Origin of the sequence: Glycomyces sp. L485 (assembly GCF_022548875.1) — a bacterium.
GTDB lineage: Bacteria > Actinomycetota > Actinomycetes > Mycobacteriales > Micromonosporaceae > Glycomyces.
The window spans coordinates 416-25021 of sequence record NZ_JAKZEW010000051.1 but is presented as its reverse complement, the minus strand read 5'-3'; the positions used below and the strand labels follow the sequence as shown (position 1 = coordinate 25021).

At 69.6% G+C, this 24606-nt stretch carries 20 protein-coding genes, 1 pseudogene and 1 riboswitch; of the genes and pseudogenes, 8 read left to right on the top strand and 13 right to left on the bottom strand.

Annotation, left to right across the window (positions count from 1 at the left end; translation table 11 throughout):
* Positions 1-415 precede the first annotated feature (415 nt).
* From L0U85_RS18260 to L0U85_RS18240, 5 genes are all read right to left on the bottom strand, one after another.
* Positions 416-2689, bottom strand: coding sequence for an AAA family ATPase (locus L0U85_RS18260; protein WP_241379191.1), 2274 nt, complete (start codon positions 2687-2689; stop codon positions 416-418).
* A 56-nt stretch (positions 2690-2745) separates the two neighbouring features.
* A complete protein-coding gene (locus tag L0U85_RS18255; RefSeq protein WP_241379190.1) occupies positions 2746-2946 on the bottom strand; it encodes a hypothetical protein in 201 nt (66 codons plus the stop codon).
* A 92-nt stretch (positions 2947-3038) separates the two neighbouring features.
* Positions 3039-4874 (bottom strand): right-handed parallel beta-helix repeat-containing protein, encoded by a 1836-nt coding sequence (locus tag L0U85_RS18250; protein ID WP_241379189.1) that lies wholly within the window; start codon positions 4872-4874, stop codon positions 3039-3041.
* Positions 4875-5058: 184 nt separating this feature from the next.
* Positions 5059-6687 carry a chaperonin GroEL gene (groL, locus tag L0U85_RS18245; protein WP_241379188.1) on the bottom strand — a complete coding sequence of 543 codons (1629 nt, stop codon included), beginning with the start codon at positions 6685-6687 and terminating at the stop codon, positions 5059-5061.
* Positions 6688-6890: 203 nt separating this feature from the next.
* Positions 6891-7775: a hypothetical protein gene (locus L0U85_RS18240; protein WP_241379187.1), complete on the bottom strand. Its 885-nt coding sequence runs from the start codon at positions 7773-7775 to the stop codon at positions 6891-6893.
* Between the two features lie 83 nt (positions 7776-7858).
* Here L0U85_RS18240 and L0U85_RS18235 point away from each other — a divergent pair, with 83 nt between their 5' ends.
* Complete coding sequence (locus tag L0U85_RS18235; protein WP_241379186.1) at positions 7859-8662, top strand: potassium channel family protein; 804 nt, start codon at positions 7859-7861, stop codon at positions 8660-8662.
* On the opposite strand, the gene L0U85_RS18230 is transcribed toward L0U85_RS18235, so the two are convergent.
* From L0U85_RS18230 to L0U85_RS18195, 8 genes are all read right to left on the bottom strand, one after another.
* On the bottom strand, positions 8659-9684 hold the full coding sequence (locus L0U85_RS18230) for a GNAT family N-acetyltransferase (RefSeq protein WP_241379185.1): 1026 nt from the start codon (positions 9682-9684) through the stop codon (positions 8659-8661). The genes L0U85_RS18235 and L0U85_RS18230 overlap by 4 nt on opposite strands.
* Positions 9685-9727: 43 nt before the next feature.
* Positions 9728-9874: a hypothetical protein gene (locus tag L0U85_RS18225; protein ID WP_241379184.1), complete on the bottom strand. Its 147-nt coding sequence runs from the start codon at positions 9872-9874 to the stop codon at positions 9728-9730.
* 334 nt (positions 9875-10208) lie between these two features.
* Complete coding sequence (gene thrC / locus L0U85_RS18220; RefSeq protein ID WP_241379183.1) at positions 10209-11471, bottom strand: threonine synthase; 1263 nt, start codon at positions 11469-11471, stop codon at positions 10209-10211.
* A 14-nt stretch (positions 11472-11485) separates the two neighbouring features.
* Positions 11486-11592: riboswitch (SAM riboswitch) on the bottom strand.
* Positions 11593-11745: 153 nt separating this feature from the next.
* A complete protein-coding gene (gene folP, locus L0U85_RS18215) occupies positions 11746-12543 on the bottom strand; it encodes a dihydropteroate synthase (protein ID WP_277606024.1) in 798 nt (265 codons plus the stop codon).
* An 81-nt stretch (positions 12544-12624) separates the two neighbouring features.
* On the bottom strand, positions 12625-13722 hold the full coding sequence (locus L0U85_RS18210) for a hypothetical protein (protein ID WP_241379181.1): 1098 nt from the start codon (positions 13720-13722) through the stop codon (positions 12625-12627).
* On the bottom strand, positions 13722-14618 hold the full coding sequence (locus L0U85_RS18205) for an HAD-IB family hydrolase (RefSeq protein ID WP_241379180.1): 897 nt from the start codon (positions 14616-14618) through the stop codon (positions 13722-13724). Before L0U85_RS18205 ends, L0U85_RS18210 begins: the two co-directional genes overlap by 1 nt.
* Positions 14619-14739: 121 nt before the next feature.
* Positions 14740-15747, bottom strand: a complete 1008-nt coding sequence (locus tag L0U85_RS18200; RefSeq protein ID WP_241379179.1) for a DUF5667 domain-containing protein — start codon at positions 15745-15747, stop codon at positions 14740-14742.
* 357 nt (positions 15748-16104) lie between these two features.
* Positions 16105-16893 (bottom strand): ECF subfamily RNA polymerase sigma factor, BldN family, encoded by a 789-nt coding sequence (locus L0U85_RS18195; RefSeq protein WP_241379178.1) that lies wholly within the window; start codon positions 16891-16893, stop codon positions 16105-16107.
* A 337-nt stretch (positions 16894-17230) separates the two neighbouring features.
* Between L0U85_RS18195 and L0U85_RS18190 the strand changes: the two genes are divergently transcribed.
* From L0U85_RS18190 to hemB, 7 genes and pseudogenes are all read left to right on the top strand, one after another.
* A complete protein-coding gene (locus L0U85_RS18190) occupies positions 17231-17467 on the top strand; it encodes a glutaredoxin family protein (RefSeq protein ID WP_347177481.1) in 237 nt (78 codons plus the stop codon).
* Positions 17468-17481: 14 nt separating this feature from the next.
* Positions 17482-18117, top strand: a pseudogene (locus tag L0U85_RS18185) (HAD hydrolase-like protein); the annotation flags it as partial.
* Positions 18118-18497: 380 nt separating this feature from the next.
* Positions 18498-19160 carry a redox-sensing transcriptional repressor Rex gene (locus L0U85_RS18180; RefSeq protein WP_347177482.1) on the top strand — a complete coding sequence of 221 codons (663 nt, stop codon included), beginning with the start codon at positions 18498-18500 and terminating at the stop codon, positions 19158-19160.
* Complete coding sequence (locus L0U85_RS18175) at positions 19157-20542, top strand: glutamyl-tRNA reductase (RefSeq protein ID WP_241379174.1); 1386 nt, start codon at positions 19157-19159, stop codon at positions 20540-20542. The genes L0U85_RS18180 and L0U85_RS18175 overlap by 4 nt, the downstream gene beginning before the upstream one ends.
* On the top strand, positions 20539-21492 hold the full coding sequence (gene hemC, locus L0U85_RS18170) for a hydroxymethylbilane synthase (RefSeq protein ID WP_241379173.1): 954 nt from the start codon (positions 20539-20541) through the stop codon (positions 21490-21492). Before L0U85_RS18175 ends, hemC begins: the two co-directional genes overlap by 4 nt.
* A gap of 10 nt (positions 21493-21502) precedes the next feature.
* Entirely contained in the window at positions 21503-23083 is a 1581-nt protein-coding gene (locus tag L0U85_RS18165) for a uroporphyrinogen-III synthase (protein WP_241379172.1), read from the top strand.
* Positions 23084-23105: 22 nt separating this feature from the next.
* Complete coding sequence (gene hemB, locus L0U85_RS18160; protein WP_241379171.1) at positions 23106-24098, top strand: porphobilinogen synthase; 993 nt, start codon at positions 23106-23108, stop codon at positions 24096-24098.
* Positions 24099-24606: the final 508 nt, after the last annotated feature.

Here is a 24606-nt window from a genome sequence, read left to right as displayed (position 1 = left end):
CTTCGACTTCTCGCTCCGCACCGACCCGTCCGCCATCGTCCCCGCCATCACACACCCCCTCCGTTACCGCCAGATCCTCGAACAATCTCCCTGTTTCCGACTGTTCGTCCTATACTTCAATGATACGGACCTGACCAGCAGAAATCATCACCCGATCGGTGGGAAACCCCTCATGTTCGGGACCCGGACCGCCTGCCGCACAACACAACACGAGGAAATCTCGCCAGCCCTCACTCGGCCAGGCACCCGACGACCGAGCCCGCCCATTCACTCACGCCTTCGTCGCTGCCGCCCTTGGCGCAGATCGACCATCCACGTGAAAGACGCCGCCCCCGAACAGGGGCCATTTCAGGCCTCCCCAGGCAGCCAACGAGCCACCGACGACCCCCGCCTATCGACAGGTTGTGGACGATCGCTAGGACTCGCGGTCCTCGGCGTAGTTCTCCAGGTATTCGAGCTGCTTCGGGTCGAGGCTCGGGCGCACCCGCTCCATCGCCTGCTCCATGTGGGCCGCCGTCACCACTGTCGCGTCGAGTGATTCGCGCATCGCGGTCAGCGCCGCCTCCCGTATCAGCGCGGCGCAGTCGGCCGCCGAGTAGAGCCAGAGTTCGTCCGCCACCTCGCCAAGGTCCACATCGTCGGCGAACGGAACGTTCTTCGCGTTGGCGCGCAGGATGTCCGCCCGTCCGCTCGCGTCCGGAGGCGGCACGTAGACGAGGCGTTCGAGTCTGCCCGGCCGCAGCAGCGCAGGGTCGATCATGTCCGGACGGTTCGTCGCTCCCACCACCACGACGTCCCGCAACGCCTCCGCGCCGTCCAGTTCGGTCAGCAGCGACGCCACCACCCGGTCGGCCGTTCCGCCGTCGGTGCCCCCGCCGCGGACCGGGGCCAGCGCGTCGAGTTCGTCGAAGAACATCAGTGTCGGACTGGCCTGGCGGGCCCTCCGGAAGAGTTCCCGCACGTTCTTCTCCGATTCGCCCACCCATTTGTTCAGCAGCTCGGAGCCCTTGACGCTCAACACGTTCGCGTGACCTTCACCGGCGACAGCGCGCACGATGTACGTCTTGCCGCACCCGGGCGGGCCGTACAGGAGGATGCCGCGTGGCGCATCGATGCCGAGCCGGGTGAAGGCGTCCGGGTAGGTGAGGGGCCACAGGACCGTCTCGGTGAGCGTCTGCTTCAGGTCGGCCATGCCGCCCACGTCGGCCAGTGTCAGTCCTCCGAGCTCGACCGAGTCCCCGGCCATGCTGGAGGGCCGGACCGAGTCCAGCGCCGAGTCGAAGTCGGCGTTCTGGAGCGCGGTCGCCCCGCCGTCCTTGGCGCGCATCGCCGCCCGCACTCCTGCCTCGCGCACCATCGTCGCCAGGTCCGCCGCCACGTAGCCCGGCGAGCGGTGCGCCACGGATTCGACCTTGACGTCCTCGGCGACCTTCATGCCGCGCGTGAAGTACAGCAGCAGTTCCCGGCGGGCGTCGGCGTCCGGCATCGGGACCACCACCTCGTGTTCGAGCCGGCCGCGCAGTTCGGTGTCGAGGTCGTCGACTCGGGAGGTGGTGCACACGACCGCGTGGTCGTCGTCGAGGACCTCTTCGACGAGTCGCTTGAACATTGTGCTCAGCGGGGTGTTCCTCTCGGCCGGCGCTATCGCGTCCACGCCGGTCACGAGCAGGACTCCCGGCGAGGAGAGCTCGGCGACGGCGCGCCGCAGCCGGTCTGCGGCGGTGTTCGCCTCGATCGCGGCGAGCTCGGGGCCGGCGATCTCGCTGACGCCGGCGCCGACCTCGGCGGCCACCGAACGCACCACTGTAGCCTTCCCGGAGCCGGACGGCCCGGACACGAGGACGCCCAGCGTCATGTCGGTGCCTACGACCGTCAGCACTTCTCGGTGGTTGAATCCCAGGTCGAGCAGTTCGCGAAGCTCTTCGGCCGGGATCTTGGCCCCGGCGAGCTCGTCGTAGGGGATGTGCTCGGCTTCGCGCGGACGTTCGGGCGCGGGCTGCGTACGTTTCGCCGGGGTCTCGGTGCGGACGGCCTCGCCGCCTTCGGGGACCGGTACTCTCGGGCGCCGCAGGTTCGCGACGCGGCCCGTTTCCGCCAGCGGCACGTCGATCGACGCGGGCGCGTCGTCCTCCCACCGCACGACCGTGTCGGTCGTGATCATGGCCCCAGCCTCCGGTTCGGACTCGACCACGTTGAGCACCATGGTGGTCCAGGCCATGCCCAGCGTGTTGTTGAGCGTCCGGCGTGTGGCCGAGACGATCTCGCGCTGTCCGTCGCCGATTTCGATCGGCAGCAGGGACACGTCGTCGCCGACGCTCACGACCTTGCTCAGCAGCGCCAGCCGCAGCGTGTCCGGGTCGACGGCCGCGATCACCGATGCCGGGCCGGTGAGCACCACCCGGTCGGCGGCCGCCAGTTCGGACGGCGCGATCTTGACCGGGTCGCCGTCCCGCGCGCCGATGTTGCCGAGTGTCAGGTCGTCGGCGTACAGTGCCCGCCGTGACGCGTACCGGTCGGCGGCCAGCGCGATCGCCGTAGTCGTGCGCCGCCCGGCGAGGTCGACGGCGTCGCCGGCCTGGAGCCCGAGCGCGGTCAGCACTTCGGGGTGGAGGCGGACGATGCCGCGGCGGGCGTCGAGCGCGGCACGCGCGCGCGTCGCAGTGAGCGTGAGGGAGCCAGAGTCGGTCACGCCGTCCAGCCTATTACGGGTGGTCGAACCGCGGCGAACTCCGGGATGCCGCCGCGCTATTCCTCGGCGGCGTCGAGGGCCATGCGGTAGACGGTCTTGCCGTCTTCGAGGAGGACGGCTGTGGCGGCGCCTTCGGCGACGAAGTCGCGCCAGCGTTCGCCCAGCCACGACTCGGCGTCGCCTTGGCTGCCCAGGTCGTCGTCGGGCGTGTCGAGGGCGTTGCCGTCGGCGTCTTCGATCTGCCAGATCCAAGTCATGTGGTAACCCTACGCGATCGTCTCGGCGACGCCTGGGGAGCCGCGAATCGGCCTTTTCGGTGAACGATTGCGGAGTCGCGCATCGGCACGGCCTACCAGTCGAAGCGGTCGTGGGCGGGGACGGTGACCGGGGTGCGTTGCACCGGTGGCGAAGCCGGTTCTCGCCTGTGGCGGCGCAGCACCGCTCCGAGGGCCAGGAGGGTCCACAGGGGCAGCAGGGCGAGCCACATCCATGCGGGGGAGACGGGGACGACGGGGATGATCCAGGTGCCGCGGTCGAGGGCGTCGAGGACGGCGAGGCCGCCGATGAGGGCGGTGAAGCCGCCGAAGGCGTGGAGGCCCGTGGAGAACCAGGAGCGGCCGGCGAGGATCCAGCCGGCGCCCCACAGTCCGATGGCGAGGGCCTCGTAGTCGCTGCGGCCGGACCAGGAGGCGAGGACCAGGAGGAGGGCGGCGGAGCCGGTGGCGATGGCGGAGAACGTCATCGACATGGGCGGTGGGGGGTTGGGGGAACGGGCGGCGCCGAGCCAGCCGGCGCCGGTGAGGAAGAGCAGGGAGGCGGCGAAGACGACGGCGGCCTGGAATTCGAGGCGGTCGGTGAACTTGGCGCCGAACCAGTCGCATCCGGCGGGGACGGTGTCGCCTTGGAGGGGGCCGGTGTCGCAGTGCCAGATCTTGAAGGTCTTCACCGGTTCGCCGAGGAGCCGTGCCGGTCCGTTGTCGGCGTCGCAGACGGGGAGGACCGCGGGCGTGGTGTGGAGGGCGCCGGGTTCGGTGAAGCAGTTGCCTTCGCCTTGGCCGTCCCACCACAGGTCGAGGCGGTTGCGTGAGCGATGGCCGTCGTCGCGGTATCCGAGTGTGTTGCCTTCGAACCGGTTGCGGTGTGAGGCGGTGTCGTCGATGCCGGTCTCGCCCCAGAGCATGGCGGCGGCGGTCCGGTGGCCCCACAGGTGGTTGCCTATGAAGCGGGTGTCGTTGCCTTCGTCGATGAGGATGCCGACGCCGGTGGGGGTGGTCTCGGCGGGGCATATGGTGTCTGCGGCCGGTTCGGTGTCGCAGGCGCCGCTGGTGAGGTTGCCGTAGTGGTCGGCGTTGTTGTCGTAGATGCTGTTGCGGTGGGCGTCGAGGCGGTGGCCTTCGGCGGTGTCGGTGACGACGAGTCCGGTGGTGTTGTCGTGGAGGCGGTTCGCTTCGAGTGTCAGGCGGCCGGCGCCGGTGTCGAGCAGTCCGGTGAGGTTGTCGCCGCTGTCGCATCCGGTGACGGTGGCTTCGGTGTCGTGCAGGGCGATGCCGGCGGCGTCGTTGCCGGTGGCGGTGCAGTCGACGAGGTCGACGGCGGTGGAGTCGTTGATGTGGATCCCGTTCTTGCCGTTGTCGGTCGCGTTCACCTGCTCTACTGTGGCGCCTTGGGCTCCGGAGAGGAGCAGACCGGTGGCGCTGCCGCCGGTGACGGTGAAGCCTCTGAGGTAGAGGCCGGTCGCGTCGCTCGCTTCGATGACGGTCTCGGCGGTGTACCCGCCGGTGAGGGTGACGTCTTCGGGGCTGTCGCCTCGGCCTTCGATCTGGAGGTCCGCTCGGCCGTCGATGACCACGGGCGTGGAGGCTGTGTACTGGCCGGGGAGGATGAGGATCCTCATCCCGGGCTCGGTGGCGGCGGCTACGGCGTCCGCGAGGTCGCGGTGGCCGTTCTCGGCGCATGCCTCGTACAGCTGCTCGTTGTCGATGCGGCGGTTGTAGGAGACGTCGGCGTTGCGTTCGGCGAAGGCGTCGGCGTCACCGGGGCACACCAGCAGGTGGGGGCCTTCGTCGCGGTAGTCGGGGGGTTCGGTCTCGGCGGCCGCCGCGGGGGAGGCGGCGAGGAGCGCGGCGCCGACCGCCAGTGCGCTGAGCGTCACCGGCAGAAGGGCTTTCGGGCCGTGCGGGGGCATGCCTCCAGGGTATCGCCTCGCGCACGAACGGTAAACCAGTGCGGCATCCCGTTCTGGGAGAACGGGATGCCGCGAGCGCATCAGGCGCTTCTTGCCTGTCTGCACTGGAAGCCAGCACAGAGAAAGGGAGAACCACTCACTCTACCGTGAGCGGCTCTCCCTCGCAGTACTCAGTGGGCCTGAGTTACATCATGCCCATGCCGCCCATGTCGGGAGCGCCGCCGCCACCGGCGTTCTCCTTCTCGGGGGCGTCGGCGACGACGGCCTCGGTGGTGAGGAACAGCGCCGCGATGCTGGCCGCGTTCTGCAGCGCCGACCGGGTCACCTTGGCCGGGTCCGGGATGCCGGCGTCCAGCATGTTGACGTACTCGCCGGTCGCGGCGTTGAGGCCCTCGCCCTTCGGCAGGCCCTTGACCTTCTCGACCACGACGCCGCCTTCGAGGCCGGCGTTCTCGGCGATGGCGCGCAGCGGGGCGCCCAGCGAACGCTGGACGATCTCCACACCGGTGGCCTCGTCGCCTTCGGCTTCGATCTTGTCGAAGGCGGTGGCGCCGGCCTGCACCAGCGCGGTGCCGCCGCCGGGGAGGATGCCTTCCTCGACCGCGGCCTTGGCGTTGCGCACGGCGTCTTCGATGCGGTGCTTGCGCTCCTTGAGCTCGACCTCGGTGGCCGCGCCGACCTTGATGATCGCGACGCCGCCGGCGAGGCGCGCCAGGCGCTCCTGCAGCTTCTCGCGGTCGTAGTCGGAGTCGGAGTTGTCGATCTCGGCGCGGATCTGGCCGACCCGGCCCTGGATCTGCTCCTCTTCGCCGCCACCGTCGACGATGGTGGTCTCGTCCTTGGTAATGACGACCTTGCGGGCGGTGCCCAGCATGTCGAGCGTGGCCGACTCCAGCTTGAGGCCGATCTCCTCGGAGATGACCTGGCCGCCGGTGAGGATGGCGATGTCGCCGAGCATGGCCTTGCGGCGGTCGCCGAAGCCAGGGGCCTTGACGGCGACGGACTTGAAGATGCCGCGGACCTTGTTGACCACGAGGGTCGCCAGCGCTTCGGCGTCGACGTCCTCGGCGATGATCAGGAGCGGCTTGCCGGTCTGGGTGACCTTCTCCAGGGTCGGAAGCAGGTCCTTGACCGCCGAGACCTTCTGGTTGACGATGAGGATGTACGGGTCCTCGAGGACGGCCTCCATGCGGTCCTGGTCGGTCACGAAGTAACCGGACAGGTAGCCCTTGTCGAAGCGCATGCCCTCGGTCAGCTCCAGATCGAGGCCGAACGTGTTCGACTCCTCGACGGTGATGACGCCTTCCTTGCCGACCTTCTCCATCGCCTCGGCGATGATGGCGCCGACGGTGGCGTCGCCGGCGGAGACCGACGCGGTGTTCGCGATCTGCTCTTCGGTGTCGACCTCGGACGAGGCGGCCTGGAGCTCCTCGACCACTGCGGCGACGGCCTTCTCGATGCCGCGCTTGACGGCGATCGGGTTGGCGCCGGCGGCGACGGCCCGCAGGCCCTCCTTGACGAGCGCCTGGGCGAGGACGGTGGCGGTGGTGGTCCCGTCGCCGGCGACGTCGTCGGTCTTCTTGGCGACCTCCTTGACCAGCTCAGCGCCGATCTTCTCGTAGGGGTCCTCCAGTTCGATCTCCTTGGCGACGGAGACACCGTCGTTGGTGATCGTGGGGGCGCCCCACTTCTTGTCGAGCACGACGTTGCGGCCCTTCGGGCCGAGGGTCACCTTGACGGCTTCGGCGAGGATGTTCATACCCCGCTCGAGTCCGCGGCGAGCCTCCTCGTCGAATGCGATCATCTTCGCCATTGCAGATGGCTTCCTTTCGGATAACGTTCGTTGTCGACGGTGAGGCGGCACCCCGCGACGGCAGGCCGTTCTCGGCCTGACCACCTCAACGCGCTTAGCACTCACGGGCTGCGAGTGCCAAAACCAGGTATAGCACTCTCGCCTTGAGAGTGCCAATCCGGGGCGTGAATCAAGTGGTCGGCGCCAACAACGAGCGACGCCGGTCAGGAGCCGGCGGCGTCGGATGCCTCCGCGGACAGCGACGTGGCCGAGACGGACTCCGCCCGTCCCCGCAGCCACGCGTAGGAGCACAGGGCCGCGGCGAGCACCCAGATCATCGGCACGAGCAGCAGCAGCGCCATCACCCCGTGTGTGAGGACGGTGAGGACCGCGGCGAGCCAGCCCGCGAAGATCCCGGTCCACAGCAAGGACAGCAGTGCCCCGAGCAGCGCGATGATGACGTTCGCGGCGAAGACGACGAGTACCACGATGATGAGACGGCCGAGCGCCGGCCAGAACGCCGAGTGCGTCAACTGGACCGACCGGGCATAGGGGCTGCGGCGGTGCTCGAACGTCGCGGCGGGCACCATCAGGCTCAGCGCGAACGCCGCCCAAAGGCCCGGCAGGACGCACAGCGCCAGCCCGACGCCGACGGTCACCCACGCCAGCAGCAACCACAGCCAGAACTTCCAGCCGAGCCGGAAACCGAACCGGAACGCCTCCCCCAGGCTGACGAACCCTCCCGCGGCCTCGGCGGCCGCGGCGCGCGTCGCGGCCAGGGCCGCCGCGCCGAACAAGTACAGCAGCGCCAGGCCGAGCAGGCCGCCGAAGGCCGCAGCGGGCCAGCCGGGCCAGTAGCCGGTCGCGGAGCCGTTCCAGTCGAAGCCGACCTCGCCGGACGCGAGGCTGGAGTAGGAGCTGAGGATCCACCTCGGCAGCACCACTCCGATGAGGAGGATCAGCCCCATCGACCGCCACGACCGCGCGACCGCGGCCAGGGAAGCGTTCCACCAGCCTTCGAACGTGTCGGTCACCAGGGCGTCGCCGCCGGCGAACCGCCCCGACGGCTCGATCGGCGTCTCGGCGTTCCAGTAGGGATCGTCGTTCATAGCCGGATGGTAGTCCACACGAAAGCCGTAATTCGGTCAAAGCAGGTCATCGTCTGGTCGCGGAGGCCCGATAGCCTAGGTCCGTGCCTGCCTCACCATTTCCACGCGAAGCCGAAGCGCGCTGGCCGGAGCAGCTCACGGCCTGGGAGCGCGCGACGAACACCCCGCTGTTCATCCTCGCGCTGATGTTCCTGATCGCCTACGCCGCGCCGATCCTCTACCCCGACCTGCCCGCCTGGGGCGAGGACGCAGCCAAGGCAATGAACTGGGCGGTGTGGGCGCTGTTCGGCGCCGACTACGTCCTCCGATTGTGCTTGGCGGGCAAGGGGCACCGGCTCGAGTTCGTCCGCTCCCACCCGCTCGACCTGATCATGGTCCTCATACCGATCGCCCGGCCCCTGCGACTGGTGCGGATGGTGCTGGTCCTCATCGAGACGTTCAGCCGACACGCCCGCAGCTCGCTGCGCACCAGGGCGAGCGTCTACATCACCGGCGTGACCATGATGATCCTGCTCGTCTCCAGCCTCGCGGTCCTCGACGCCGAGCGCGGCGAGCAGATCAACACGTTCGGCGACGCCCTTTGGTGGTCGGTCGTCACCGCCTCGACGGTCGGCTACGGCGATCTGGTCCCGCAGACGATGACCGGGCGCGTCATCTCGGCGGTCTTGATGTTCGCGGCGATCGGCCTGGTCGGCCTCGTCAGCGGTTCGCTCGCGTCCTGGTTCGTCGACCGGGTCGGCGCGAAGGACGCCACGGCCGACCGCGCCGAGGCAGCCGAGCTCGACCGCCGCCTCGCCGCCCTCGAGGCGCAGGTCGCCGAGATCCACGCCGCGATCGTCTCCAAGCGGAGTGCCGAAGCCTCCGAGGTGCCCGAGCAGCGTCCTTAGGGGAGCTTCTTCTGCCAGACGTGCTCCATGCAGATCTTGCGGTAGCCGATCGCCTCGTTGATGGCGATCATGTGCTCGTTGGTCGCGGCGTTGCCGGTCCACACGTATCGCATCTTCGGGCGCCATTCGCGGATGCGGCGCTGGTTGGCGATCTTGAGGATCGTGCCGAGCCGGTGCCCGCGGAAACGCGGGTCGACGATCGTGTCGCCTTGGTAGCAGTGGTGCTCCCTGCCGCCCTCCACTATGATCTGCGTGAACCCAACGATCTCTCCGCTGTCCTTGTGTCGCACCGCGACTTGGAGGCTCAGCTCGCCGCGTTCGCGACGCTGCCGCTCCTCGTCTGCGACGCGGGCGGCGTCGAAGTCGGCCTCTTGGAGGTCCCATTCGCCCAGCGGCATGTCGGTGTACATGCGGGCGTGCAGGTACGCCATCCCGTCGATGACGTCCTCGGGCGGGGTGCCCTCGAACTCGACGACCTCGAAGCCCGCCGCCCGGGCCCACGCCTCGGTCCACAGCCGCTCCAGTTCGGCGTCTGCGACCGCGTCGAGGTCGCAGACCCGCACCACGGTGTCGAGCGTGTTCCGGTAGCCCGCGGCCGCCGAGAAGCCCTTGGCGGCAGTGCCCATAGCGGGGCCGCCGTCGATCGGGGCGAGTGCCCACGTCGATACGGTGGTGCGCCCGAGCGCGGCGGCGCGCCGCTCCATGTGCTCCAGCAGAGCCGAGCCGACGCCCCGGCGCCGGTGGTCGGGGTGGACTTCGAGGTTGAACTTGGCGAGGTGCGTGTTGTCGCGGACGGGCAGTTCGAGACCGATCCAGCCGACGGCCTCGCCGTCCTTCACGGCCGCCCACCGCTCGAAGTCGGTGTCGGCGCGGCGCTGGAGGAGGCCCATCATGCGCAGGGTGGGTTGCCAGCCCATGATGGCGAGCCAGTCGTGCCGCTCGACGGCTTCGCCGATCACGAGCCAGGACTGCACGAGGTCGTGATCGCTCGGCTCGATCGGGACGATGTCGAATTCACTCATGTGGAGAGTGTGCCCGCCCTCCGGGGCACGGGCAATCCGGTTTCTATCGGGCCAGGTGCTTCTGGAACAGCGATCCGTGCGCGCCGACCCGGTAACCGATCGCCTCGTCGATGGCGATCATGTGCTCGTTGGTCGCGGCGTGCATGCCGTGTTCGGTCGCGTCGAGGCGGACGATGTCGAATTCGCTCATCCGGCAAGTGTCGCCGACGCCACCGACAAGAGCAAGATGGACCGTCCGGGGTGTTTGCGGCCGAAGGCGTCCGGGAAGACATTGGTCGGGAGACCGCAGTTCCTGACACCGGCTGGCGCTGCTCGACACGTTCTAGCCCCAGGACTCGCAGTCAACCGGGTGAGTGGCGACAGGACGGCTGCGGCCTCCCGCAAGAAGAATTCTTACGCATTCAGTGAATACGGTCAAGACCCGAAGTTCGCTTCTAACTGTCGGGTATCCGACAGTTGTGTTCACATCGGTCACGGAGAGTGATAATTTCAGGAGTTCGGCAAGCGTTTTACGAACTCCCTGCTCAACCGTCCAGCAGCCCGGCCTCACGCGCCGACTTCAGAGAAGGTTTCACGGTGTGAGTCGGGCCCACCAGGGACGATACAGCATCCAATGTCTTCAGTCCGTCGCCGGTGTTGTAGATGACCGTCTCCGCCTCCGGGTCCAGCCGACCGGCCTCCAAGAGCTTACGGAGCGTAGCGACCACCACTCCGCCGGCCGTTTCGGCGAATACGCCCGTGGTCGACGCCAGGAGTCGGATGCCCTCGCGGATCTCGTCGTCGGTCACCTTCGCCATGCCGCCGCCGGTCGACCGGCACGCCTCGATCGCGTACGGCCCCGCAGCCGGGTCGCCGATGTTGAGGCTCTTGGCGATCCCCGTCGGCCTCACCGGCGTGATCACGTCGGTGCCGGCGTCGAACGCGTCGGCGATCGGGCTGCAACCGGCCGACTGGGCGCCGAAGACGCGCACCTCGGCCGGGTCGGTCAGACCGATCTCGGCCGACTCCTCGAACGCCTTGTGGATCTTCGTGAGCAGTTCACCCGAAGCCATCGGCACCACGACCTGCTCGGGCAGGCGCCAGCCGAGCTGCTCGGCGACCTCGTAGCCGAGCGTCTTGGAGCCTTCGGCGTAGTAGGGGCGGATGTTGACGTTCACGAACGCGGTCGACTCGAACTCGTCGGTCTCGGTCAATTCCGAGCACAGCCGGTTCACATCGTCGTAGGAGCCCTCGACGGCCACGAGCTGGCCGCCGTAGACCGCGGTCTGGACGATCTTGCCCGGCTCCAGGTCGTGCGGGACGAACACGGTCGAGGGAATCCCGGCGCGCGCGGCGTGCGCGGCCACGGAGTTCGCGAGGTTCCCCGTCGAAGCGCACGCGAAGCGGTCGAAGCCGAGCTTCGCGGCGGCCGAGACCGCCGTGGAGACCACGCGGTCCTTGAACGAGTGCGTGGGGTTGGCGCTGTCGTCCTTCACCCACAGCTTCCGCATGCCGAGCGCCTCGGCGAGGTTCGACGCGTCGATGAGCGGAGTCAGACCGGGGTTGAGCGTGACGCGGTCGGCCGGGTCGACGCCCACCGGCAGCAGCGGGGCGTAGCGCCACAGGTTCTGCGGCCCCGCCTCGATCTGCTCGCGCGTGACCTTGGCCAGCGCGGCCTGGTCGTAGTCGACCTCGAGTGGGCCGAAACACTGCCAACAGGCGTGCTGGGCGATCAGGTCGTAGGTGGCGCCGCAGTTGCGGCACACGAGGCCTTTGGCCGGGCTGTCGGCGAACAGTGCGTTGGACATACGAGAAGGCTCCTCCCTCATCTTCCCCGCGTGGCGGGCCGGAATTGGCACCTGCCGACGTAACCGCCGGTGGTTGCCGCAGCTTCGTCGGGCCGGACCCCTCAGCTGCTCTGGATGAAGTACGAGCCGAATGTTACGGGCGCCCGTCGGAAACCCGCAACCGGAGTTCCAGGTTGTAGGACGACTCGGCACCTCGAATCCCATACGTCGTACGCCGTACAATGTACATTCTACGGAATGCATTTCCTATAGAATATATCCTATAGGATCTTGTTCAGGTGGCGTTCTTGGTAGCCAGCCATACCGCGCGGGCGTCGGCCGTTCCGGCCACGTCGTGGACGCGGACGCCCCAGGCGCCCGCCTCGAACGCGAGCACGGACGTCGCCAGGGTCGCGGCCTCGCGCTGGCCTACCGGGCGAAGTTTGCCGCTCTCGTCGGCGAGGAGCTTACCGAGGTAGGACTTGCGTGAGGAGGCGAACAGGACGGGGAATCCGAGCGCGACGAACTCATGGAGGTGCGCCGACAGCCTCCAGTTGTGCTCGGCGGTCTTCGCGAAGCCCAGGCCGGGGTCGAGGACGAGGCGGCTTCGGTCCACTCCGGAATCCAGTGCGGCCTCGACGCGGTCCTCCAGCTCGGCCTTGACGTCGGCGACGACGTTGTCGTAGTGCGCGAGGCGCTGCATGTCGGCCGAGTGGCCCCGCCAGTGCATGAGCACCCACCGCACACCGGTGTCGGCGACGACGCGGGCCATGTCGGGGTCGGCCAGGCCGCCGGAGACGTCGTTGACGACGCTCGCGCCGGCCTCGATCGCGGCGGCGGCCACCGCGGCGCGGCTGGTGTCGATCGACACGGCCAGGCCGCGTTCGGCGAGGGCGGTGACGACATCGACGACCCGGGCGATCTCGGTGGCGGCGTCGACGCGTTCAGCGCCGGGCCTGGTCGACTCGCCGCCGACGTCGATGAGGTCGGCGCCTTCGGCGGCCATCTGCTCGCCGTGGCCGACCGCGTCATCGAAGTCGAGGTAGCGCCCGCCGTCCGAGAAGGAGTCCGGGGTGACGTTGAGGACGCCCATGATCTGGGGCACGGCGGCGTGGGTGTCGTGTGGCGTGGTCACGATCTTGACGTTACCCGCGCGCGAGAGCACCGCAGCTCATTAGGCGAGGTCCGTGAGGTCGAGCACGTGCCACTCGCGCAGTTCGTCGGTGCCGGTGGACCACCACAGGCGTCGGCTGTCGGCGCCGGTCTCGCCGGCGCTGGAGGCGACCAGGTAGGTCTGGGACGCTTGGAGGTCGAACAGGGTGAGCCGCTGGGCGTCGCCTGCGACGGCGGTCGACTCCCCGAGGGGTTCGAAGCGGTCGATGAGGCCGACGTCGGTGGCGACGGCGGAGGTGAAGCCCTCGGCGACGGTGACGCGGTCGGTCCCGTCTGGACGGACGAGGTCGGTGCGGGAGCCGTCGGCGGCGGTCACGATGATGCGGCACCATGTGGCCGAGCACAGCGTGAGTTCGTCTTCGGCGGCGGTGACGAGGAGGCCGGAGCCGTTGTCGGTGCGCACGAGCTGAGCGCCGCCGAGAGAGTCCGAACCGGCGCTCGTGAGCCAGGGCCAGGCGGCGGCCTGCCAGGCGCCGCGATGGCCGACGACGTCGACTTCGCCGCCGCCGACGGGAATCGAACGGTGCTCGGTGATGCGTTCGGCGCTGCGGGCGGTGGCGAGCCAGTGGAGCTCTTCGGCGGCGAACTGGAGGTCGTAGGCGCTGCCTGCGCTGATGACGTCGCCGGTGTCGTCGGTGAGCAGTTCGGCTTCGCCGGGGCGCCCGTCGGCACCCCGTGGGGCGGTCCACACCTCGGAGACGACTCGGCCGGTTTCATCCGGTGTGGATTCGATCCAGGCGATCCGTTCGTCGGTGTGGGCGACGGCGGCGACGCCGGGCACGCCGCCCGGCTCGGCGACGACCACGGCGGCCGCCTCGTCGCCGTTCTCGATGTAGAGCAGGCGGCCGTCCTCGTCGGCGCCGAGCGCCTTCTCGGCGTCAATGAAGGACAGCGGCTCCCAGGCGATGCCCTCCGCGGTGCCGGGCCAGTCCGTCGGTTCGGTGTCCCATTCGGACCACACGGTCGGCGTCGTGTCGGCGTTCGGAGCGGTCAGCGTCTCGGCGCGTTCGGGCACCGGCCAGGCCAGCCACGCGACGGCGAGCGCGATCGCGCCGGCGAGCGCGAGTCGTTGCGAAGTGAACCGCTGGGCGAGGGCCATTATCCGCGTTCGCGTCCCCGCAGGAGGTAGAGGAGGCCGGCGGCGACGCCCGCGGCGGCGGCCGAGGGCAGCGCGAGCTTCGCGGCGCGGCGGCCCCGCCGGTAGTCCAGGACCGGCCAGCCGTGGTGGCGGGCCTGCCGGGCGAGCCGGGTGTCGGGGTTGACGGCGATGGCCTTGCCGACCTTCCGCAGCATCGGCAGATCGTTGGCCGAATCGGAGTAGGCCGTGCACTGGCCGAGGTCGAGGCCGCGTTCGCCGGCCAGTTCGGCTATGCCGTCGGCCTTCGCGGGGCCGTGCATGAGGTCGCCGACGAGGCGGCCGGTGTAGCAGCCGTCGGCGACCTCGGCGATGGTGCCGAGCGCGCCGGTGAGGCCGAGTCGGGAGGCGATGACGCCGGCGAGTTCGATCGGGCTTGCCGTCACCAGCCACACCTCTTGGCCGGCCGCGATGTGGCGGTCGGCGAGGCGCCGGACGGGCGCGAGGATGCGCGGGGAGATGTCGCGGTCGACGACCTCCTCGCACAGCTGCCGCATCTCGGAGACGGGGTAGCCGGCGACGAGCTCGAGGGCGGTGGCCTTGACAGACTGCATGTGGCCGTGGTGCTCGGAGCTGAGCTTGAAGCGGGCCTGCTTCCAGGCCGCGCCGAGGATGTCGCGGCCGGAGAGGACGCCGTGGCGGGCGAGTCCGCGGGCGAGCCAGTAGATGGACGCGCCGTGCATGAGGGTGTTGTCGACGTCGAAGAACGCCGCGGAGGGAGAGTACGCGCGTTCGTCGTCGCCGGGGGCGTCGGCCTGGACGACGACGGAGTGGTGCCGCGGTTGCTCGTCGCCGCCGACGTGCAAAGCCTCCGGCCCGGGTACGCAGGAGGCGCTGATGGAAGCCTCGGTTTCAGACACGCTAAGAGCCTACCGGTCGAGAATCAGACGCCCTGTAACGCCAGGACGCGAGCTCGGTGAATTTCCAGTGTGGGCCCGGTTACGCACCCCTGCGGGGCGTTCGCCGGGCCCACACCATGGGTCAGCCGAACAGGTCTTCGACGACTCCGGAGAGCTCGTCGAGGACGTTGTCGTCGTCACCGTCGTCTTGGTCACCGGTGACTTCACCGGTGGCCGGGTCGGTGGCGGCGTCTGCGGCCGGCGTGGTGGTGCCACTGACGTCCACGTCGGGTGAGTCGATGCCGTCGACTGCGGGCTCGGAGCGGTCGGAGGTCGACTCGTCTCCGCTGTCGCCCTGCCGGTTCTCGTCCCCTCTGGGCGTGCCGGTCGGGGATTGCGTCGGCGGTTCGGTGGGCTCGACGGCCTCGCGAGCGCCGCATCCGCCGGGGACCGGACCGAGCTCGTCGGTCGCGCCGCCGACCTCGGTGCAGCCGAGCGCCGCGCGCAGCTCCACCGACCGCAGCGCCGCGCGATCCAGGAGGGCGGTGAGCTCGTCGCCGGCCACGCGGGCCTCGCCGTCGAGCTCGGCGACGAGCGTTTCGAGCGTCCAGCGGTGCTCGCCCCCGAACAGGTCGATGTAGTCCAGCGGCACGGCGTCGTCGTTCGCGACGGCGAGTTCGCCGAGGAGCACCGCGCCGGAGCGCAGCTCGTTCGCGGCGTCGGTCAGGGCGCCCGCGGCGGCGTCCTCGTCCTCGGCGAGCGCGGTGGCCTCCTGGATGCGGTTCCCCGCGAATTCGAGGTGCAGCTGGCCGCGGCCGAGGTCGTTGCCGACGAGCGCGAGCTGGGCGCGCTCGGTGGAGCGCTTGACGTTGTAGAGCGTTTCGCCCGGGAGCGCGTGCCCTGAGGCGGCCGAGACGCCGGAGACGGCGACCGTGCCGGTCAGGAGGGCGGCGACGATGGCGAGGCGCCTGCCGCCGCGGGGGCGGCGGGGGAACATCTCGTCGAGGACCGGCGGCCCGGCCGCGTCGGGGACGATGGCGCTGGCCCGGTGGCGGGCGGTGGCGCCTATGCCCTCGTCGGCGGCGACGGCCATGAGCCGGCGCCGGGTGGCGTCTCGCCAGTCGTCCGACGGCCTGCTGGCGGCCGTCATCTGCTCGCCGAGGTCGCCGAGGCGCTCGGTGACGCCGACGAGTTCGACGAGTTCTTCCGCTGACGCACCCGATGCGTGAGCGAAATCGCTCGTGTGAGGGTAGGCGGGGCCATTGGAATCAAGTTGACGTGCGAATTCCTCCGCGCGCCGGCGTTCCAAAGGGTTGTAGATCACCGGGCACACCCCCTCTCACTGCATGGATCCTGCTCCTGTAAATAGAACAACGCACGAGTAGCCCCTGAGGTTACGGCCTTCTAGGCGAAGCTTGCGAGCCATGACTCGGCTCTGCCTGGCGATATGTGTCGTGCTGTCGAGATCGAGCCCTGATGACCGGTTGTCGGCGGTCTCGTGGCGGTCTCAGCCCCGGAATCCCTCGGGCAGGAGCCGCGCGAGGGTGCGCACGGCCCGGTACTGGAGCGCCTTGACCGCGCCCTCGTTCTTGCCCATGGTGCGGGCGGTCTCGGCGACGGTGAAGCCCTGGAGGAACCGCAGGACGATGCATTCCTGCTGGTCGGGGTTGAGCTTCTTGACGGCCGTGAGGAGCGTGGCGTTGGTGAGCTTCTCCAGCGCGGCGGTCTCGGGCGAGATGGACGGGTCGGTCTCGGGGGAATCGGAGCCGAGCACGTCGGGCTTGGCGATCTCCAGGCGGTAGCGCCCGGACTTGAAGTGGTCGACCACGAGGTTCCGCGCGATCGTCACCAGCCAGGCCCCGAAGGCGCGGCCCTGCCAGCTGAAGCTGGAGATGCGCCGAAGCGCGCGCAGGAACGTCTCGGAGGCGAGGTCCTCGGCGAGCTGGGCGTTGTTCACGCGAAAGTAGATGTAGCGGTAGACGGTCTCGCTGTAGCGGTCGTAGATCTCGCCGAACGCCGAGGAGTCGCCCGCCTGGGCCCTGGCGACCAGCGCGGCCACCTCCTCGCCGTCGACCTGGTCCTCCGGTTCGCGGCGGTGCTTGCCGCCCCGTGGCTCGGCGACCGCGGCGGCTTCTCCCGACGGGACGGGGTGCGCGCGGACCGCGTTCTGCTCGGCCGTCCCGGTGTCCAGGCTCAAGACCGCCCAGAGGGCGTGCCGGAGCCGCTCCAAGCCCGGTATCGAGGTGAGCGGAAAGGGGACGGGTTCTGCTGTGAGCGTCGGTGCAATACCGGGCACTATTGGCCTCCTCGCCTGAGGGGTCGGGCCGAGTCATGCGATCGGGTCCCGCAGGGACTGACCCGCCTGAGTCTAGGAATCGCAACGGCGCCCCAGAGGGATTTGGAGTCGGCGTGTCGCATTGAGTGACGGCCGCCCGGCTGCCGATGTAGATTCGCGAAGCCGCACTCGGCGTACCCTTCTCTGCGGGGGCGGAATCCCACCGTTACCTCCCCAAATGTTCGGCGGTCCGGCATCCCGGACCCGTTCTGACCCAATAGTGATCGAGAAATGACAGAGGGTGTCGCACAAGCTGTGCGATGTAAGGGTGCGGACAGCGATTCCCGGAGGGACCAGGGTGAACAGACTGACACTTTTGACCACAAAGGAATGCCATCTCTGCGTCCGCGCGAGGGCCGACCTCGACGCGGTGGCCCGCGAGGCGGGCGTGGGGTGGACCGAGGTCGACGTCGCGGGTGACGCCGGGCTGGCGCGCGAGTACGGCGACCGGCTGCCGGTCGTGCTGCTCGACGGCGCCGAGCACAGCTACTGGGACGTCGACGTGAAGCGGCTCAGGCGAGACCTCGCGTCCTGACATAGGATTTCCCGATGCCTTCGACGCGAGCGACCCACCTGGTGTGGGACTGGAACGGGACCCTGCTGGCCGACTTCGCGGCGGTCGCCGAGGCCACGCGCTCGCTCATGCGCGAGGTCGGAGGCCCCGAGCTGACCGACGACGAGCAGCGCAGGCGATTTCGCCGCCCCATCGTCGACTACTACGCCGAGCTGCTGGAGCGCGAGATCGACGAGGCCGAGTTCGCGAGCCTCGACCGACGCTTCCATGACCACTACGACCGGCACATGGCCGCCTGCGGCCTCGACACGGAGGCGCTCGCCGCCCTCGCCGCCTGGCGGGGCACCCAGTCGCTGCTGTCGATGTGGTTCCACTCCCGGCTGGTCCCGCTCGTCGACTCCATGGGGCTGACCGAGCACTTCACGCACATCGACGGACTGCGCGGTGAACTGGTCTCGAAGCGGCCGCACCTGGAGGCGCACCTTGCCGCGAAGGGCCTCGACGGATCCGAGTGCGTCCTCATCGGCGACACCGTCGACGACGGCAGGGCGGCCGCCGGGGTCGGCGCCCGCGCGGTCCTCTACGCCGGCGGCTTCGCCGATCGCCCGCAGTTGGAGGGCCTCGGCTTCCCGGTCGTCGACTCCCTGACGGAGGCGGTCGCCGTGGCCTCGACATTTCGCCACTGCGGCCCGCGACTCGCCGAAGATCTCCGATTAGCGGGCATCCGTCCGGTTTCGGGGCAAAATCAACTCGACGGCGGCTCGCCGGGCGACCGCGACATCGGTACAGCTGAGCCTTGCTCAGCGTTACGGGGGTGTACCGCTTCGCCCGCCCGCGAGTCGCCTCGAAACGCTCCGAGACCCCCTGGGCATTCGGGCGACGGAACCGGTTAGCACCGCCTGTGCGAGATCCGCGGCGGCCGAGGTCCTAAGCTGGGTAACTCACAGGCGCTGTGCATCGCACCACTGACGGCACAGGCGGCGAGAGACCTGGAGCTTCATTGACGACCACCGGCGAAGGCACCGACCACCGGGCCCCCACGCACCTCCACATCGCCAAGGCCGCCGATCTGCCGGCCGCGACCGTCCGGCGCCTGCCCGAGTACCTGCGGGCGCTCTCGGCACTCACCGACTCGGGCGTCGACACCGTCTCCTCCGAGACGCTCGCCGCCGCGACCGGCGTCAACTCGGCGATGCTCCGCAAGGACCTGTCCCAACTCGGCGCGACCGGCATGCGGGGCGTCGGCTACAACGTCGCGACCCTCGCCTCCTATATCGCGGGGGTGCTCGGACTCACGAAAGACTCCCGCGTCGCCATCATCGGCCTGGGCCACCTGGGACAAGCCCTCGCCCGCTACCCCGGGTTCAGCGAACGGGGCTTCGACATCGTTGGCCTCTTCGACGCCGACCCGGGCATCATAGGGAAGGACCTCGACGGCCTGACCGTGCGCGATGTGGCGCAGCTGGCCGGCGCGGTACGTGACGAAGGCATCAACATAGGGGTCATCGCCACACCGGAAACGGCCGCCCAACACGTGGCCGATCTCCTCGTAGAAGCTGGTGTCACAAGCATTCTCAACTTCGCGCCATGCGTGCTCGCCGTACCCGATGGTGTGGCGGTCCGCAAAGTCGACCTGGCCGTCGAGTTGCAGATCCTGTCATTCCACGAACATCATAAGACGCTCAGACGTCGAGAGACGGGAACGGTGAAGTGAACCTCCTGGTAGTCGGTATCTCGCATCGCAGTGCCGCGGTTGAGACCCTGGAACGGCTCGCGGTGGACGCCGAGGCGGGCACCGCGATGGCCGAGCGTCTGCTGCGCGGCGGCGAGGTCCGCGAGGCCGTGGTGCTCTCCACGTGCAACCGCGTCGAGGTCTACGCCGCCGCCGCCACATTCCACGGCGCCCTGTCCGCGATCGTCGACGAGCTCCACGCTCTTTGGGGGTACGCCGAAAGCGGCGCCGACCTCGACTTCGCCTCCTGCGGCTACGTGCGCCACGGCGCCGACGCCGTCGCCCACGCCTTCCATGTCGCCGCCGGGCTCGACTCCATGGTCGCCGGCGAGCCCCAGATCCTCGGTCAGCTGCGCGACGCATACGACACCGCCCGCGAGGCCGACCTGGTCGGCCGGCACCTGCACGAGCTGTTCCAGCAGGCCCTTCGCGTCGGCAAGCGGGTCCACGCCGAGACCGACATCGACGCACACGCCCCCTCCATCGTCACCGCCGCCCTCGCCCTCGCAGAGGACGCGCTCGGCAGGCCGCTGACCGGAGCGGACGCCGCCGTCGTCGGCGCCGGCGCCATGGGCGGCCTCGCCACCGCCACGCTCGCCCGAGCCGGCACCGCCACACTCGCCGTCGCCAACCGCGACCGCTACAAGGCCCGCCGCCTCGCCGCCGAGCACGGCGCCGCCGTCGCCGACTACACCGACCTGGCCTCCCTCACCCGCGGCGTCGACCTGCTCGTATGCGCCACCGCCGCTCCCGAACCGGTCATCGACGCCGCCTCCCTCGAAGGCCGGCGGGAACGCCTCGTCATCTGCGACCTCGCACTTCCGCGCGACGTCGCCGACGAGGTCGCGAAGCTCGACGGCGTCCACGTCATCGACATCGCCGAGATCCAACGCTCCGACCACGCCGGGGCCGGGGCCGAGACCATCGCCGCGGTCGAGCGCCTCATCGCCGAGGAGATCGCGGCCTACACCGAGAGCCTGCGCGCCGACACCGTCACCCCCACCGTCGCCGCCCTCCGCTCCGCCGCCGCCGACATCGTCGATGCCGAGCTCGCCCGCGTCGCCCGCCGCGGCGACTTCACCGACGACCAGCGCGCCGAACTCGCCCGCACCGTGCACCGCGTCGTCCAGCGCCTCCTCCACGAGCCGACCGTGCGCGTCCGCGAGCTCGCCGGTCAGCCGGGCGCTCCCGACTACGCCGAGGCCCTGCGAGAACTCTTCGCACTGACCCCCGATGCAGTGAACGAACCCGGCGAGGCCTCCCTCGCCGAAGCGTTGAAGGTAAACCCCGCGCCCCTCGCCCCGCCCGCACCCCGAACCGGTGCGGCCGCGCCGCACGAACCGTATGAAGGTGGCACCAAGTGATCCGAGTCGGCACCAGGGGATCGAAGCTCGCGCTCGCCCAGACCAAGACGGTCGCCGATGAGCTCGCCCGCGTCTCGGGCGAGGACATCGAGCTCGTGGAGATCAAGACCACAGGCGACGCGTCGAGCGCGCCGGTCACCGAACTCGGCGTCGGCGTGTTCGTCAACCAGCTCCGAGACGCGCTCGAACGCGAGACGATCGACATCGCCGTCCACTCGTACAAGGACCTCCCCACCGCCCAACCCGAGCACCTCGTCATCGCGGTCCCGCCCCGCTCCGATCCGCGCGACGTCCTCATCTCCGTCGGCGGGCGCACCCTCGCCGACCTCGGTCCCGGCGCCCGCATCGGCACCGGATCGCCCCGACGCATCTCACAGCTCCTCGCCCTCGGCCGCGGCTTCGAATGCGTGCCCATCCGCGGCAACATCGACACCCGCATCGGCCGCGTCGGCGACGACCTCGACGCGGTCGTCCTGGCCGCCGCCGGGCTCAAACGCGTCGGCCGGGAGAGTGAAGTCGGCGAATACCTCGACCCGCTCGTGATGCTTCCCGCTCCGGCACAAGGGGCGTTGGCGGTCGAATGCCGCAAAGCAGACAAGACATCTGCGCGTATTTCGAGTATGCTCAACGACCGGTACACACAAGCCGCGGTCGCCGCCGAGCGCGGCCTCCTGGAACGCCTCGAAGCCGGATGCAGCGCACCTGTCGCCGCACTCGCCGACGTCTCAGAAGGCGCAGCGCCGGGGACACTCGACTTGTATCTGCGGGGGGCGGCATTCGCGGCCGACGGCAGCGCCACCGAGAAGCTCTCGACCACCGCCGAACTCAAGGAGGACGGCGATCTCGTGGCCGAGGCCGCCGCGGTGGGGAAGGCGCTGGCCGAGGACTTGCTTGCGAGCGGTGCCGAGCAGCTATTGAAGTTAGACCTGAAGCTCACAGACGATTGTTGATGGAGAGAACATGACCAGTGCCCGTAAGCTGGTGGGCCGCGTGCGATTCGTCGGGACCGGCCCAGGCGATCCGGGACTGCTGACCAAGCGTGCCCTCGACGCTATCAGCGAGGCCGACCGCGTCTACTACGACCGGTCCCTGCCGCAGTCGCTGATCGAGGCCGCCAAGGAACTCACCGGCGACGACGGCAAGATCAAACTGATCGAGAACTCCCCGAGCGACCAGGGCAAGCTCATGGCCGCCGCCGCCCGGGAAGGCGAGAACATCGCCCGCCTCATCGTCGGCGACGCCTACCCGAACCGCCTCGCGAAGGCCGAGATCAAGGCCGCCTCCGCCGAGGAGGCCCGGTTCGAAGTCATACCCGGCATGAGCCACGCCCAGGCCGTCGCCGTATACGCCGGCATGCCGCCCGGCGAGGTGCGCACGGTAATCGACATCGACGACATCGCGTCCCTCGAGCCCGTGGCGCTGGCCGACGCCGTCAAGCGCGGCAGCCTCACGGTCACCGCCGACGTCTCCGACCTCTCGAGCCTGCGCGACATCCTGCTCGCCGGCGGTGTCTCGGGCGAGACCCCAGTCGCCGTCACCGGCGACGCCACCGGAGAGACCGAGTACACCACCACATCCTCTGTGGACACTTTTGTGGAGGCGGCGCTCGGCTACGCCGGGCAGGTCGTCCTCACCATCGGCCCCGGAGTCGAAGACCGCCACGAGCTCGCCTGGTGGGAGTCGCGGCCGCTGTACGGCTGGAAGGTCCTCATCCCGCGCACCAAGGAGCAGGCCGGCGTCATGTCCGAGCGGCTCAGAGCGTACGGCGCCATCCCGTGCGAGGTGCCGACGATCGCCGTCGAGCCGCCGCGCACCCCGGCCCAGATGGAGCGGTCCATCAAGGGCCTCGTCGACGGCCGCTACGCGTGGATCGTGTTCACCTCCCAGAACTCCGTGAAGGCGATCTGGGAGAAGTTCAAGGAGCACGGCCTCGACGCCCGCGCCTTCGGTGGCATCAAGATCGCGTGCATCGGTGAGGCCACGGCGAACAAGGTCCGGGAGTTCGGCATCGAGCCCGAGCTGTTGCCGACCGGCCAGCAGTCCTCCGAGGGCCTCCTGGAGGTCTTCCCGCCGCACGACCCGGTCCTCGACATGGTCGGCCGGGTCCTGCTGCCCAGGGCCGACATCGCCACCGAGACCCTCGTGTCCGGGCTGACCGATCGCGGCTGGGAGGTCGACGACGTCACCGCCTACCGGACCGTGCGCGCCTCGCCGCCCGCCGCCGAGATCCGCGACGCCATCAAGTCCGGCGGTTTCGACGCGGTCCTGTTCACCTCGTCCTCGACGGTGCGCAACCTCGTCGGCATCGCCGGCAAGCCGCACCAGCGCACGGTCGTCGCCTGCATCGGCCCGGCCACCTCGGACACCGCGATCGAGTTCGGGCTGCGCGTCGACGCCAAGCCCGAGAACGCCTCGGTGCCCGACCTCATCGAATCGCTCGCCGAATACGCCGTGGAGCTGCGCAAGCGCCTCGCCGAAGGTCCCATCAAGACCCGGCGCGGCCAGAAGGTGCAGGGCCCCACCGCGTTGAGGTTCCGCTAGAGACCGCAAGGAGATGGCCGCAGTGCCGCGCAACGCATCACCCGAGTTCCCGACCATTCGCCCTCGGAGGCTGCGCCGCACTGCGGCCCTTCGCCGTCTGACCGCGGAGACCCGCGTCCATCCGGCCGACCTGGTGCTCCCGCTATTCGTCAAAGAGGGCCTGACCGAGCCAAAGCCCATCGCCTCGATGCCCGGGGTGTGGCAGCACTCGGTCGACTCGGCTCGCAAGCTCGCCGTCGAGGCGCTGCGCGCGGGCATCGGCGGGCTCATGCCCTTCGGCATCCCCGCCGCACGTGACGCGATCGGCTCGGCCGCGACCGACCCCGACGGCATCCTCAACGTCACCACCCGGGCGATCCGCGACGAGATCCACGATGACCTCGTGCTCATCCCGGACCTGTGCCTCGACGAGTTCACCGACCACGGCCACTGCGGCGTGCTGAAGGACGACGGCACGGTCGACAACGACGCGACCTTGGAGCGCTACGCCGAGATGGGCGAGCGACTCGCCGAAGCCGGCGCCGACCTGCTGGGCGCCTCCGGGATGATGGACGGCCAGATCGGATACGTCCGGGCCGCCCTCGACCAGACCGGCCACACCGACACCGGACTGCTCGCCTACGCCGCCAAGTACTCCAGTGCGTTCTACGGCCCGTTCCGTGACGCGGTCGAATCCCAGTTGCAGGGCGACCGGCGCACCTATCAGCAGAACCCGCCGAACGCGGTAGAGGCGCTGCACGAGATCGACCTGGACGTGGCCGAGGGGGCCGACATCGTCATGGTCAAGCCCGCGCTGCCGTACCTGGACATCGTGGCGGCCGCCGCCGAACGCTCGCCGGTGCCTGTCGCGGCCTACCACATCAGCGGCGAATACGCGCAGCTCGTCGCGGCGGCCGAGAAGGGCTGGATCGACAAGGACGCGGCCGTGCTGGAGTCCCTGACCTCGATCAAGCGCGCCGGGGCGGGCGTCATCGCGACCTACGCGGCGCTGGACGCCGCAAGGCTCCTGGGCTGATCGCCCGCCCGACGCGTTCAGTGTCGTCCTGCTGCCCTTTGATGAGCAGCCAGAACATATGAGGGACGCCTCCCCGACGAAGGCGCATAGGGCCGCTTCGAGCGAGTAGCCGGGAACGGCGATGGTCTCGATGCGGTCGGTCGGGTAGCCGAGCTCGGCGACGACCGGCAGGACTTGGAAGATCCGCGGCACGAATCCCGAGCGAGATGCGCGAACAGCCTGAGCTCTGATGAGCCCGGCAATGGCCGCGCATGCGTGGGCGGGAGCAGTGTGGCGGATGGTTGTTCTGCGCCAAGGGCGGCGGCGATGACGAGGTGGATGGTTGGGAGGGGGTGGGGTCTTCGGCTCCACGGTGCCTCTCGCTTGGGCTTCAATCGATCAGCGACGAAAGATCTGGGTGGAGGTCGGGGGTGCCCTGTCGGCCACGGAGGTTGGTAGTGGGGAGCAGGAGCGGGACTCTCGAGGCCGGTTCGGCGGCTGCGGCGGGCGCTGTGGGTGTGGGTTCGGT